This is a genomic window from Enterobacter sp. SORGH_AS_0287 (genome assembly GCF_031453695.1).
Classification (GTDB): domain Bacteria; phylum Pseudomonadota; class Gammaproteobacteria; order Enterobacterales; family Enterobacteriaceae; genus Enterobacter; species Enterobacter ludwigii.
In genome coordinates this window covers 3,755,315-3,768,390 of record NZ_JAVIZW010000001.1, presented here as the reverse complement: position 1 = coordinate 3,768,390, position 13,076 = coordinate 3,755,315, and the positions used below count along the sequence as shown (strand labels likewise).

Genomic DNA, 13,076 nt, shown 5'->3' with positions numbered 1-13,076 from the left:
TATTTAGCCATCCAGATGTTTACACATCCATAATTGGCAGTTACTGTATATTCCTCAAGCGCAAAATGTTCATGGCGAAGTGAAGGACTTTCATGATCGAGATTAAACACCTGAAAACGCTACAAGCGTTGCGAAATTGCGGTTCTCTCGCGGCGGCGGCAGCCACGCTGCACCAGACCCAGTCCGCCCTTTCTCACCAGTTCAGCGATCTGGAACAACGCCTCGGCTTTCGTCTTTTTGTTCGTAAGAGCCAGCCGCTACGCTTTACGCCTCAGGGCGAGATCCTGCTGCAGCTGGCTAATCAGGTGCTGCCGCAAATAGCCAGCGCGCTGCAGTCCTGTAACGAGCCGCAGCAAACCAGACTGCGTATCGCCATTGAGTGTCACAGCTGTATTCAATGGCTGACACCCGCGCTTGAGAACTTCCGCCAGAGGTGGCCGCAGGTGGAGATGGATTTCAAATCCGGCGTGACGTTCGACCCGCAGCCGTCGCTCCAGCAGGGCGAACTGGATCTGGTGATGACCTCAGACATTCTGCCCCGCAGCGGCCTGCACTATTCACCAATGTTTGATTATGAGGTACGTCTGGTGCTGGCTCCGGATCATCCGCTGGCCAGTAAAACGCGTATCACCCCGGAAGATTTAGCCAGTGAAACGCTGCTGATTTACCCGGTACAGCGCAGTCGGCTGGATATCTGGCGTCACTTCCTGCAGCCGGCCGGCATTAGCCCGCAGCTCAAAAGCGTGGATAACACCCTGCTGTTGATTCAGATGGTTGCCGCCAGAATGGGCATCGCGGCGCTGCCACACTGGGTTGTGGAGAGTTTTGAACGCCAGGGTCTGGTTGTCACTAAAACCCTGGGTGAGGGACTATGGAGCCGGCTGTACGCCGCCGTGCGCGATGGCGAGCAGCGTCAGCCGATTACGGAAGCGTTTATTCGCTCTGCGCGGAACCACGCGTGCGATCATCTTCCGTTTGTGCGGAGCGCGGAGCGACCCAACGGCGATGGACCCACAGCGAAGCCAGAATCACTGCTCCCCCAATAAGGAAGCTCGGCCAGTGAGGCTGCTGCTGCCAGATGGCAAGGTTCACCAGTAGCCCTGCAGGCACATGCACGTTGTTCATGATCCCCAGCGTACCGGCGTCTACCTGCGTAGCGCCGTAGTTCCACATGAAGTACCCCAGCCCCGATGCCACCACGCCCAGCCAGACCAGAACGCCCCACTGCAGGGTTGTCGTCGGGAGCTTTTGCGGGTTGCCGAGCATAAACCATGCCGCCACCGCGACGATAGCTGCCCCCATATAGAACCAGGCGAACGCGTTATGCTGTGGCATCGGACGGGTTTCCATCAGGCGCTTGTACCCGACCATACCGATGGCAAAGCTGAGGTTCGCCAGCTGCACGAACATCAGCCCGGTCCAGAAGTGGTCGCTCACTTTGTCGTAGCGAATAATCGCCGCCCCGATCACCGCCAGCGCCGCGCTCAACAGATATCCCCAGCGCAAACGACGTTTGCTGAGCAGATCGTAAATCAGCGTGATATAGAGCGGCGTAAGCACGGTGAAAAGCAGAAATTCAGAGACAGACAGGTAGACGTAAGCCCGGAAGCTGAACAGGTACATGATGCCGAGCTGCATCGCCCCCACCAGCATGTACAGCAAAATGGTCTTCAGCGATTGCCCGCGTGTACGCAGGAAGGGCAGGAATACCAGCGCCGCCAGCCCCACGCGCATCAGCACCGAGAAGTAGCTGTCGACGTGCCCGGCGAGGTACTCGCCAATCAGGCTAAAAGAGAAGGCCCACAGGATAGTGGTAATAATGAGTAGCGCCACAATGCTTGTCTCTCAGAAAGAAGGACAGGCATTGTAGCGAACTCTTTAGTTGACAACTGAGCAATAAACAATCAAATGAAGATTATTCAAGGAACAGTTTGCGCAGGTATTTTGGTACCGCGTTGTCAGCGTTAGACCCAATCACTTCCAGTTCCGGGTGCAGGTCTTTCAGGCGCTGGTGTGCATTCTGCATAATGCAGCCTTTGCCCGCCATAGAGAGCATCTCGGCGTCGTTCATGCCATCACCGAAGGCGATACAGTCTTTCAGTTCGAAGCCCAGACGTTTCGCCACGGCTTCCAGCGCGTGCCCTTTGGAAACACCCCCGGCCATAACTTCCAGACAGGTCAGGGTCGAGAAACTCACGTTGACGCGGTCACCCCAACGCGCATTAATCGCCTGTTCCAGCGGCAGCAACGCTTCGTGGCTTTCGCAGGTAAAGAACACCTTGCTGATCCCTTCCGGCTCCAGCAGGCCTGGCTCGTACAGGGAATAGTTAAATACCGCTTCCTTGAAGAAACGCATTTCATCCGGGCGATGGCGATTCATGAACCAGTCGTCATCGCGATAAACGTTAGTGATAATGTCCGGGTTGTTATGCACTACGCCGAACAGATCGGCGGCAATGTCGCGATCCAGGTTATGCGTAAAGATCAGGTTGCCATCGGTATCGTGCACGCGCGCACCGTTGGAGGTGATCATGTACGATTTGATCTCAAGATTATCGCGGATCTGCCCCACGTCCACGTGGTGGCGGCCGGTGGCAAACACGAAGTTCACTCCGCGGGCGGTCAGAAGCTTTAAGGTCTCTTTCGCGTAAGGCGACAGGGTATGATCGGGCGAAAGCAGCGTGCCATCTAAATCAGATGCAACAACCTGGTACATAGGGATTTCAACCTCTGGTGGTAAAACAACAATCAATTATGCCTGTCGAAAAATTCAACAATGGCGTTGAGCGCGACTGAGCGCATAGCGTCCTTTTCAAAAAGGATCTCATGGTACGCGCCGTTGATGACCAGCGGTTTACCCCCTTCGCAAGGGTGACCGGCCGCAGCGCGGAGTTCACAAAAGCGGTCATGCATGCGGTTATCCACCACTCGCTCTTCTTCAGCCTGAATCAGAAGTGTCGGCGTATCATCTTTACCAACACCAGCAAGCACCTGTTCACCGGCAAGGATCCCTTCCCGCACCCAGTGATATGTCGGGCCACCGACGCGCAGGCGCGGTTCATCGGCATAAAAACGCAGGTTACGGCGATAACGCTGCCGGCTATGGGTCAATACGTTGAGGGCAAACGGCAGCGCGCGCCAGCGCCCTGTCCCGATGGCATACCCTTCACGAATGCGCTGATGGCCCTCAGCCCAGTCGAGAATATGGCGCACCATCCAGTCCGGAAAACGCATGACGATGCCATACATTGGCGCGGTAAGCGCAATGGCATCACACTGGTGGTCATAGCGCTGTAAAAACAGCGTCGAAATCGCCCCACCCATAGAGTGCGCCAGAATATAGCGCTTACGCCATGGGCCCGGCTGAACTTCCTGCTGCCAGAAGGCGGCAAGATCGTCGACGTAATCGCTGAAGTTATCCACATGACCGCGATGCGTGTCCGACAATAAGCGGCCAGAAAGCCCCTGCCCGCGATGGTCGATAATCAACACATCGAAGCCCAGATGGAACAGGTCATAGGCCAGTTCAGCGTATTTGATGTAGCTCTCGATACGTCCCGGACAGACCACGATCACCCGATCGTTTTTCTCATCATGGAAACGCACAAAGCGTACCGGAACATCGCCAACACCCGTAAACTCATCTTCCTCACGCTGACGCCAGAAATCGGTCAGCGGCCCCATAGAGAAAGCAGCAAATGCGTTTTCTCGTGTTTCCCAGTCCTTTTTCTGCTGAAACATCGGGTTTCCACCCCCGTAAGCCAAGGAATATCGTTTTTTCGTCACCGGTCACAAAATGACGTAACAATAGCGTATTGTGGCATAAAAACAGACAATTCGGGAGTTTCAAATGACCTTCGAGTGGTGGTTCGCTTATCTGCTGACATCCATCATCCTTAGCCTTTCCCCAGGTTCAGGCGCCATTAACACCATGACCACCTCCATCAACCACGGCTATCGCGGTGCCGCAGCATCTATTGCCGGTTTGCAGACCGGTCTGGGCATTCATATCGTGCTGGTGGGCATTGGTCTGGGTACGCTGTTCTCCCGCTCGGTACTGGCCTTTGACGTGCTGAAATGGGCCGGTGCCGCGTATCTGATTTGGCTCGGTATTCAGCAGTGGCGTGCGGCAGGCTCAATTGATCTTAATACGCTCGCCCAGACGCAAACACGCGGACGCCTGTTTAAACGCGCGGTGTTTGTGAACCTGACCAACCCGAAAAGTATTGTTTTCCTTGCCGCGCTGTTCCCGCAGTTTATCGTCCCGCATCAGCCACAGGTTATGCAGTACGTGGTGCTGGGTGCGACCACCATTGTTGTCGATATCATCGTGATGATTGGTTACGCGACGCTGGCGCAGCGGATTGCGGTGTGGATTAAAGGGCCTAAGCAGATGAAGGCCCTGAACAAAATCTTTGGTTCGCTGTTTATGCTGGTAGGCGCGCTGCTTGCGTCAGCGCGTCATGCTTAGCGAGAAATGATGAGATGAATGCCAAAGCCGGCGAACAACGCGCCGGCGAAGCCGTCAATCCACTTCGCAATACGCTGGTAACCGCGGCGCATCGCCGGTAAGGCAAACAGGCTGGCAACCACGGTAAACCACGCAAAAGTTTCCACCACGATCAGCAGGAAAATGCCCCAACGCGCACCCGCACCCACGTTGTCACCCACAAACAGGGAGAACACGGAGCCGAAATAGATAATCGCTTTTGGGTTCGCCAGGTTGGTGAGCAGCCCTTTAATAAAACTCCGGCCGCCCGTTGCCAGCTCAACTTTCGGCTCTTCCGGCTTTTTCTCTTCTTTCTTCAACGCCCCGCGCAGCATCTGGTAGCCCATCCAGCAAAGGTAAAGCCCCCCGCCAACCATGATGATGTTGTGCAACCAGGCCATCTTCGCCAGAATCAGGTTCAGACCAAGCAGCGCCACGGCCGCCCAGACCATAACGCCCATGGTGATACCCAGCACCCCCATCATCGCTTCTTTGCGGGAGCGGCTGACGGCGGTTTGGGACACGAAGAAAAAGTCAGGACCCGGGCTCATGAGCGCAACGATGTGCACTAACGCCACGGTAAGAAATAGCATTAACATAATTAACTCGCAGGGAAATAATTAAGTGAGTCACCATCCTGACATTTTTTAGGCTGGCTGACTACTCCTCATCGTCACCGTCGACATGAGCGCGGATAAGCGCCATAAACTCTTTGCCAAAGCGCTCCAGCTTGCGCGTACCAACACCGTTGACGCTGAGCATTTCGCTGGCGCTGAGCGGCGTCTGCTCTGCCATCTCGATAAGCGTCGCATCGTTGAAGACCACGTAGGGCGGAATGTTCTCTTCATCAGCAATGGCTTTACGCAGCTTGCGCAGTTTGGCAAACAGCTTGCGGTCGTAATTGCCGCCGTACGATTTTTGCATCACCCGCGGCTTCAGGGCGACAACGCGCGGAACCGCGAGCTTCAGTTCGATATCCCCGCGCAGCACCGGACGTGCCGCTTCGGTAAGCTGAAGCGCGGAATGTTGGGCAATGTTTTGCGTGGCAAAGCCCAGGTGAATCAGCTGACGGATGATGCTCACCCAGTGCTCGTGGCTCTGGTCTTTGCCGATACCGTAGACGGGCAGCTTATCGTGTCCCATGTCGCGGATACGCTGGTTATTCGCCCCACGCAACACTTCCACCACGTAGCCCATGCCGAAGCGCTGGTTCACACGATAGATGGTCGAGAGCGCTTTGCGCGCATCCATCAGGCCATCGTATTGCTTTGGTGGGTCAAGACAGATATCGCAGTTGCCGCACGGCTCCTGACGCCCCTCGCCAAAGTAGTTGAGCAGCACCAGACGGCGGCAGGTTTGCGCTTCGGCAAACGCGCCCATCGCGTTGAGCTTGTGGCGTTCGATATCCTGCAGTTGGCCCTGCGGTTTCTCTTCCAGACAACGGCGCAGCCACGCCATGTCGGCCGGATCGTAAAACAGCATGGCTTCGGCAGGCAGCCCATCACGCCCGGCGCGGCCGGTCTCCTGGTAGTACGATTCGATATTGCGCGGAATGTCGAAGTGTACGACGAAGCGCACGTTCGGCTTGTTGATCCCCATTCCGAACGCCACCGTCGCCACCACAATCTGCAGGTCATCGCGCTGGAATTTCTCCTGCACATCGGCGCGAACCGCGTTTTCCAGCCCGGCATGGTAGGCGGCGGCGCTAAAACCACGGTTCTGCAGGCGCGCGGCCGTGTCTTCCACCTTCGCGCGGCTGTTGCAGTAGATGATGCCGGACTTCCCGCGCTGCTCCTGCACGTAGCGCAGAAGCTGATCCAGCGGCTTGAATTTTTCCATCAGCATGTAGCGGATGTTCGGGCGGTCGAAGCTGCTGACCTGAATCAGCGGATCGTTCAGCCCCAGCAGCCGGACGATATCCTGACGCGTGGTGTCATCTGCCGTCGCGGTGAGCGCCATAAATGGCAGTTCGGGAAAACGCTGACGGAGCTGGCCGAGCGCCGCATATTCCGGGCGGAAATCATGTCCCCACTGGGAGATACAGTGGGCTTCATCCACCGCCAGCAGGACCGGATTCCAGTGCGACAGATGATCGAGGAAGTTATCCAGCATCAGACGTTCCGGCGCGATATACAGCAGGCGAACCTGCCCGGTACGGCAACCGGCCATGACCTCTTGCTGCTGCTCGCGGGTCTGGCTGGAGTTAAGGCAGGCCGCCGCCACGCCGTTGGCAAGGAGCTGATCGACCTGATCTTTCATCAGGGAAATAAGAGGCGATACCACGACCGTCAGGCCGTTGAGCACCAGCGCGGGCACCTGATAGCAGAGGGATTTACCGCCGCCGGTAGGCATGACCACCAGACAATCGCGGCCTTCCAGCACGGTTTCAATGATGGTTTCCTGGCCAGGGCGGAACTGCTGGTAGCCAAAGGTTTCATGCAAAACCTGTTTAGCCAGCGATTCCTGATTCAATACTTCCGCCTGCGCCACGTTAACCCCATTTGCCAGAAATAAAACAGGCGCTATTTTCAGCGCCTGAGAGAGAAACTTCAACGTTTAACGAAAAAACATTCGAGCTGCCTAGAAAATATCGTTCAGCATCACGCCCACACCTACACGGGTCTGGTTGAAGTTGTAATCGATAAGCGACTCGCCGTAGCCGCTGTAAACCTGAGTATAGAGGCGAACGTGCTTGCTCACCGGATAACTGAGGCCCAGTTCCGCGCCACCGTAACCGGTGTTCCAGTTGTACTGGCCTTTGGCGCTCAGCACCGCGTCACCCAACTGATAGCCGATTTTGAGCTGATAGTAACCCATATATTTGGTGATATCCGGGTTGTCGTCGGTATCGCCCACCACAAACCACGGCTTCACTTCCGCCATCCAGTTGCCGTTTTGCGCCATCAGTCGCGTATAGGCACGGTTCCAGCTGCGCGAGGTAGGGTCGGAGCGTCCGTTTGAATCGTGGTTAAAGCCCACCTCGATGTCACGCAGCGTCCAGCCCGCGAATTCATAATCGGTCGCAAAACCGAGGAACAGCTGCGGCTCATAGTTGGTTTCACGGAACGGTGAAGATTCGCCACTGTTGGAAAGCTGCCACCAGGATTTCTGCGTGTAAGAGGCGCCGAGCACCGAATTCGGTCCCAGAATGCCGCGCCAGAACGGGAACGCGAGACTTAACTGGAACTTCACTTCGTCTTTACGCGCATTATCGGACCAGTTATAGGAGCTTATCGCCTCTTTGTTGAGATCGCTGGTCTGCGTGTATATCACGTAGTTGGTGTCATACGGATACAGCGTGAACGGATTATCATGTTCCTGAAGAAGGTTCGCGATAATGCTGCCCTGCACGGCAGGTTGATCGTGAACTTCTTTAATCGTCGCTTCCTGGGCATATGCTGTGAGGGGCAGCGCAACCGCCGCCAGTAACCAGGCCAGATACGTCCGCATCGGTGGTGTTCTCCTGCAAAGAGTTAATTAGTTGAATTGTTATGTGGCGGATATTCTACATACTTCTGCGACAACTGCTGCATCCTCGTTTCTGAAAGTGGAATTCCTTATTTCTGAAGCATAAAATCAACATTTTATTAACAATAAGGATGTGATGCCTCATGTCAGCCATGCTTACCGCCGAAGAAGCGTTAAAACTCGTGGGCGAGATTTTTGTTTACCATATGCCGTTTAACCGTGCACTGGGTCTGGAGCTCGAGCGCTACGAGAAAGCGTTTGCCCAGCTCAGCTTCAACAACCAGCCGATGATGGTAGGCAACTGGGCGCAGAGTATTTTGCACGGCGGGGTGATTGCCTCAGCGCTGGATGTGGCGGCGGGTCTGGTCTGTGTGGGCAGTACGCTGACGCGCCATGACACCATCAATGAAGACGAGTTGCGCCAGCGTTTGTCGCGTATGGGCACCATCGATTTACGCGTCGATTACCTGCGTCCCGGGCGCGGAAACCGTTTTACCGCCACCAGCAGCCTGCTGCGCGCCGGGAATAAGGTCGCCGTCGCCCGCGTTGAATTGCATAACGAAGAGCAGGTCTATATCGCCAGCGCAACTGCCACTTATATGGTGGGTTGAAACCCTAAAATCGGGTAAAATTGATTCACTTTTTTGTAACGGATTATCCCGATGGATGCTAAACAAACGCGGCAGGGCGTACTACTCGCCCTTGCCGCTTATTTTATTTGGGGTATCGCACCGGCGTACTTCAAGTTTATCGCTTACGTACCCGCTGACGAGATCCTCACACACCGTGTGATTTGGTCGTTTTTCTTTATGATCGCACTGATGAGCGTTAGCCGTCAGTGGTCTGGCGTCAAAACGCTGCTGAAAACGCCGAAAAAGGTGTTCCTGCTGGCCCTCTCAGCCGTGCTGATAGGCGGCAACTGGCTGCTCTTTATCTGGGCAGTCAATAACCATCACATGCTCGAAGCGAGCCTGGGCTATTTTATTAATCCCCTGGTCAACATTGTTCTGGGCATGATTTTCCTGGGCGAGCGTTTCCGTCGCATGCAGTGGCTGGCGGTCATCCTCGCTTTTTGCGGCGTGCTGGTTCAACTGTGGACCTTCGGTTCGCTGCCCGTGATCGCTCTGGGCCTGGCGTTCAGCTTTGCGTTTTACGGGCTGGTCCGGAAGAAAATAGCCGTTGAAGCGCAGACCGGGATGCTGTTTGAAACCCTGTGGCTATTGCCGGTCGCTGCGATTTACCTGTTTGGTATTGCCGACAGCGCTACCAGCCATATGGGCAGTAACCCGTTGTCGTTGAATCTGATGCTGATGGCGGCCGGTGTGGTAACCACCATTCCTCTGCTGTGCTTCACCGGTGCCGCAACGCGCCTGCGTCTCTCCACGCTGGGCTTCTTTCAGTACATCGGTCCGACGCTGATGTTCCTGCTGGCAGTAGTGTTTTACGGCGAAGTACCGGGCGCAGATAAGATGGTGACGTTTGCCTTTATCTGGGTGGCGCTGGCGATTTTTGTTGCAGACGCCCTTTATACCCAGCGCAGAACGCGCAAAGGATTGTAAGCGGTGATGAGGCGGGCTGGCACAACGCCACCCGCCTGAAGTTTACAGCCAGTTACGGCGCTTGAAGTAGAGGTACGGCGCCAGCCCGGCGAGGATCATAAAGATAATCGCACCAGGGTAGCCAAAGCTCCACTTAAGTTCCGGCATAAACTCAAAGTTCATCCCGTAGCTCGAGGCCACCAGCGTTGGTGGCAGGAAGACCACCGAGACCACCGAGAAGATCTTGATGATGCGGTTCTGCTCGATATTGATAAAGCCCATCGCCGCCTGCATCAGGAAGTTGACCTTCTGGAACAACGATTCATTGTGCGGCAGCAGGGATTCGATATCGCGCAGGATCTCACGTGCCTGCTCCAGCTGACCGCCCGGCAGACGCGCCTTACGCACCAGGAAGTTCAGCGCGCGCTGGGTATCCATCAGACACAAACGCACCTTCCAGCCGATATCTTCCAGCTCTGCCAGCGTCGAGAGCGCTTCGTCGTATTCATCGCCCTGATGCCCTTCCATGATGACGCGGCTCAGCTTTTCCAGGTCGCTGTAAATGTTTTCAATTTCATCCGCCAGCTGTTCGATTTTGGTTTCAAACAGGTCCAGCAGCAGTTCGTAGGCATTACCGTCGACCATCGCCTGGCTACGGGCGCGCATGCGGTAGAGACGAAACGCGGGCAGCTCACGCTCGCGCAGGGTAAACAGGCGACCGTCACGAATGGTAAACGCCACGGTGGAGTTACCCGCGTGATCGTCGGCGTCTTCAAAGAAGAAGAAGGAGTGAATATGCAGACCGTCTTCATCTTCAAAAAAACGAGCAGATGCTTCGATGTCTTCCAGTTCCGGGCGGGTTGCCAGGCTTTGCCCCAGCTCAGATTGTACGCGAAGGCGCTCATCGTCGTCCGGCTCGACCAGATCCACCCATACGGCATCAATGAGGGGCTGTGACTCTTCGGCTTCAAGCCGAGTCAGTCGGTTATTTTCGAGTTGAAATGCGCTCAACATGACCGGGACTCCCAATGCAAAAAATATCGGACAGTTCGGTGGGCACACAGAAACAAATTGGGTTTCAGACCATTAAACAGCCTGACTCAGCGCGACGGGAATAATGCAGGTCGCTGACAACCACTAAGGCCATCAGCAAGAGGAGATAGCCTTAGGAGTTGTTCCTGGATGACAGGGAATTGAGCCAGTATCTACTGGGTGTGTCCAAGGCGAATGTCCTCTTAGCGTAATCGTGCGCGCATGTTACGCCAGCAGTAATAGTGGCGTCAACACGCAACGGAACGCTGAAGGGCATTAATTGACCTTCAACGTATAAGGCTAGCAGATTATTACAAAATAATGATATTTTTCTGAAAGTTACACAGTTTCCAGCCTGGCGTAGGCTGCCACCAGCCATTTGATACCTTGCCCCTGGAACGCCACCTGCAGGCGGCTGTGCTCGCCGCTACCTTCCAGATTGACGATGGTGCCTTCACCAAACTTAGCATGACGCACGCGCTGACCCAGCTTGTAGCCGGTGTCCGTTTCAGCAATCGGCGAGCCCATACGCTGATGGCTGACCGGGCGGCTGATACTGGCGCGCAGGCGCACCTCTTCCACGCACTCTTCCGGCAGTTCGCCGATAAAGCGCGACGGACGGTGATACACCTCTTTACCGTACAGGCGTCGGGTTTCGGCATAGGTCAGCGTCAGCTTTTGCATCGCGCGCGTCACGCCAACATAGGCCAGACGACGCTCCTCCTCCAGACGCCCACCTTCATCCAGCGACATCTGGCTCGGGAACATCCCCTCTTCCATCCCGACGATAAACACCTGCGGGAACTCCAGACCTTTGGCGGAGTGCAGGGTCATAAGTTGAACCGCATCCTGCCAGGTGTCTGCCTGCCCTTCGCCCGCTTCCAGCGCCGCGTGGGAGAGGAACGCCTGCAGCGGCATCAAATCTTCGTCTTCTTCGTTGTAGCTGAACTGGCGCGTTGCCGTCACCAGTTCCTCTAAGTTCTCAATACGGGTCTGGCCCTTTTCGCCTTTCTCCTGCTCATACATGGTGCGCAGGCCGGAGTCTTTAATCACCCGGTCGGTCTGTACGTGCAGAGGCATATCGGCCGTTTCCTGTGCCAGGGCATCAATCAGCTCCAGGAAGCGTTGTAAGGCGCTGGCTGCACGTCCGGCGAGCGCTTTCTCCTGCAACAGCTCGCGGCACGCCTGCCAGAGTGTCAGCTGGCGATCGCGGGAGGCCTGGCGCACCACGTCCAGGGTACGGTCACCGATGCCGCGGGTTGGGGTGTTCACCACGCGCTCAAACGCCGCATCGTCATTACGGTTTGCGATCAGACGCAGATACGAGAGCGCGTCTTTGATCTCCTGACGTTCAAAGAAGCGCATGCCACCGTAAATGCGGTACGGCATACTCACCTGCAGCAACGCCTCTTCCAGCACGCGCGACTGGGCGTTGCTGCGATAGAGAATGGCACACTGCTCCAGCGCGCCACCGTTGTCCTGCCAGGTTTTAATACGGTTCACCACAAAGCGCGCTTCATCAAGTTCGTTGAATGCGCAGTAGATAGAGATCGGTTCACCGTCAACGCCATCGGTCCACAGCTTTTTACCCAGACGCCCGTTGTTGTTCTCAATCAGGGCGTTGGCGGCGCTCAGAATGTTGCTGGTCGAACGGTAGTTCTGCTCCAGACGGATGGTCTGAGCACCGGGGAAATCATTGAGGAAGCGCTGAATGTTTTCCACCTGCGCCCCACGCCAGCCATAGATGGACTGATCGTCATCACCGACGATCATCACCTTGCCGGTATCACCGGCCAGCAGGCGGATCCATGCATACTGGATGTTGTTGGTATCCTGGAATTCGTCCACCAGAATATTGGTGAAGCGTTCACGATAGTGCTGCAGGATATGCGGTTTGTTGAGCCACAGCTCATGCGCACGCAGCAGCAGCTCAGCAAAGTCCACCAGACCTGCGCGATCGCACGCCTCCTGGTAGGCTTTATAAACGTTCTGCCAGGTTTGCTCGACCGGGTTGCCGAAGCTCTGGATATGGTGCGGACGCAGCCCTTCGTCTTTCTGGCCGTTGATGTACCACATTGCCTGACGCGGCGGCCACTGCTTTTCGTCGAGATTCATCGCCTTGATAAGACGCTTCAGCAGACGCAGCTGATCTTCGCTGTCGAGGATCTGGAAATCCTGCGGCAGGTTAGCGTCCATATGGTGCGCCCGCAGCAGGCGATGCGCCAGACCGTGGAAAGTACCCACCCACATGCCGCCCTGGCTGGTGCCCATCAGCTGTGCGATTCGGTGGCGCATCTCTGCCGCCGCCTTGTTGGTAAACGTCACCGCCATAATGGAGTACGGCGAGCAGTTTTCCACGCTCTGCAGCCACGCAATACGGTGTACCAGCACGCGCGTCTTACCACTGCCCGCCCCAGCCAGCACCAGCATGTTGGTGCGCGAAGCGGCAACCGCGTCACGCTGTTTGTCATTAAGGCTGTCGAGCAGGTAAGAAACGTCCATTGGCACCGTCACGTAATGTCAGGCAGGCGAATGTGATTCCTTCGCCA

General features: G+C 55.9%; 13 protein-coding genes. 4 read left to right on the top strand and 9 right to left on the bottom strand.

Annotated features, from left to right (window positions below):
- Positions 1–92 precede the first annotated feature (92 nt).
- Positions 93–1,046, top strand: a complete 954-nt coding sequence (gene metR, locus QE396_RS17870; protein WP_014172120.1) for an HTH-type transcriptional regulator MetR — start codon at positions 93–95, stop codon at positions 1,044–1,046.
- Here the strand turns inward: metR and QE396_RS17865 are convergent.
- The 3 genes from QE396_RS17865 to pldB form a co-directional block, all read right to left on the bottom strand.
- Positions 934–1,833 (bottom strand): carboxylate/amino acid/amine transporter, encoded by a 900-nt coding sequence (locus QE396_RS17865; protein WP_020882877.1) that lies wholly within the window; start codon positions 1,831–1,833, stop codon positions 934–936. The two genes, metR and QE396_RS17865, sit on opposite strands and share 113 nt — an antisense overlap.
- Before the next feature lie 82 nt (positions 1,834–1,915).
- Complete coding sequence (gene yigL / locus QE396_RS17860) at positions 1,916–2,716, bottom strand: sugar/pyridoxal phosphate phosphatase YigL (protein WP_020882878.1); 801 nt, start codon at positions 2,714–2,716, stop codon at positions 1,916–1,918.
- Positions 2,717–2,748: 32 nt separating this feature from the next.
- The gene (gene pldB, locus QE396_RS17855) at positions 2,749–3,741 is read right to left on the bottom strand and encodes a lysophospholipase L2 (protein WP_020882879.1); all 993 of its coding nucleotides are present in this window, start codon (positions 3,739–3,741) and stop codon (positions 2,749–2,751) included.
- A 109-nt stretch (positions 3,742–3,850) separates the two neighbouring features.
- Here pldB and rhtB point away from each other — a divergent pair, with 109 nt between their 5' ends.
- The gene (gene rhtB, locus QE396_RS17850) at positions 3,851–4,471 is read left to right on the top strand and encodes a homoserine/homoserine lactone efflux protein (protein WP_014172125.1); all 621 of its coding nucleotides are present in this window, start codon (positions 3,851–3,853) and stop codon (positions 4,469–4,471) included.
- Here rhtB and rhtC read toward each other — a convergent pair.
- From rhtC to pldA, 3 genes are all read right to left on the bottom strand, one after another.
- Positions 4,468–5,088, bottom strand: a complete 621-nt coding sequence (rhtC, locus tag QE396_RS17845; RefSeq protein WP_014172126.1) for a threonine export protein RhtC — start codon at positions 5,086–5,088, stop codon at positions 4,468–4,470. The genes rhtB and rhtC overlap by 4 nt on opposite strands.
- A gap of 61 nt (positions 5,089–5,149) precedes the next feature.
- The gene (gene recQ / locus QE396_RS17840; RefSeq protein ID WP_025202782.1) at positions 5,150–6,979 is read right to left on the bottom strand and encodes an ATP-dependent DNA helicase RecQ; all 1,830 of its coding nucleotides are present in this window, start codon (positions 6,977–6,979) and stop codon (positions 5,150–5,152) included.
- Between the two features lie 90 nt (positions 6,980–7,069).
- A complete protein-coding gene (pldA, locus tag QE396_RS17835; RefSeq protein ID WP_020882880.1) occupies positions 7,070–7,939 on the bottom strand; it encodes a phospholipase A in 870 nt (289 codons plus the stop codon).
- A gap of 161 nt (positions 7,940–8,100) precedes the next feature.
- On the opposite strand from pldA, the gene yigI reads away from it, so the two are divergent.
- Both yigI and rarD read left to right on the top strand, forming a co-directional pair.
- A complete protein-coding gene (gene yigI, locus QE396_RS17830) occupies positions 8,101–8,568 on the top strand; it encodes an acyl-CoA thioesterase YigI (RefSeq protein WP_014172129.1) in 468 nt (155 codons plus the stop codon).
- 51 nt (positions 8,569–8,619) lie between these two features.
- Positions 8,620–9,516: an EamA family transporter RarD gene (rarD, locus tag QE396_RS17825; RefSeq protein ID WP_014172130.1), complete on the top strand. Its 897-nt coding sequence runs from the start codon at positions 8,620–8,622 to the stop codon at positions 9,514–9,516.
- A gap of 42 nt (positions 9,517–9,558) precedes the next feature.
- Here the strand turns inward: rarD and corA are convergent, their stop codons facing one another.
- From corA to uvrD, 3 genes are all read right to left on the bottom strand, one after another.
- Positions 9,559–10,509, bottom strand: a complete 951-nt coding sequence (corA, locus tag QE396_RS17820; RefSeq protein ID WP_020882881.1) for a magnesium/cobalt transporter CorA — start codon at positions 10,507–10,509, stop codon at positions 9,559–9,561.
- Between the two features lie 151 nt (positions 10,510–10,660).
- Positions 10,661–10,717 carry a YsgD/CorL family protein gene (gene ysgD, locus QE396_RS17815; protein WP_212743980.1) on the bottom strand — a complete coding sequence of 19 codons (57 nt, stop codon included), beginning with the start codon at positions 10,715–10,717 and terminating at the stop codon, positions 10,661–10,663.
- A 149-nt stretch (positions 10,718–10,866) separates the two neighbouring features.
- Positions 10,867–13,029 carry a DNA helicase II gene (gene uvrD, locus QE396_RS17810; protein WP_020882882.1) on the bottom strand — a complete coding sequence of 721 codons (2,163 nt, stop codon included), beginning with the start codon at positions 13,027–13,029 and terminating at the stop codon, positions 10,867–10,869.
- Positions 13,030–13,076: the final 47 nt, after the last annotated feature.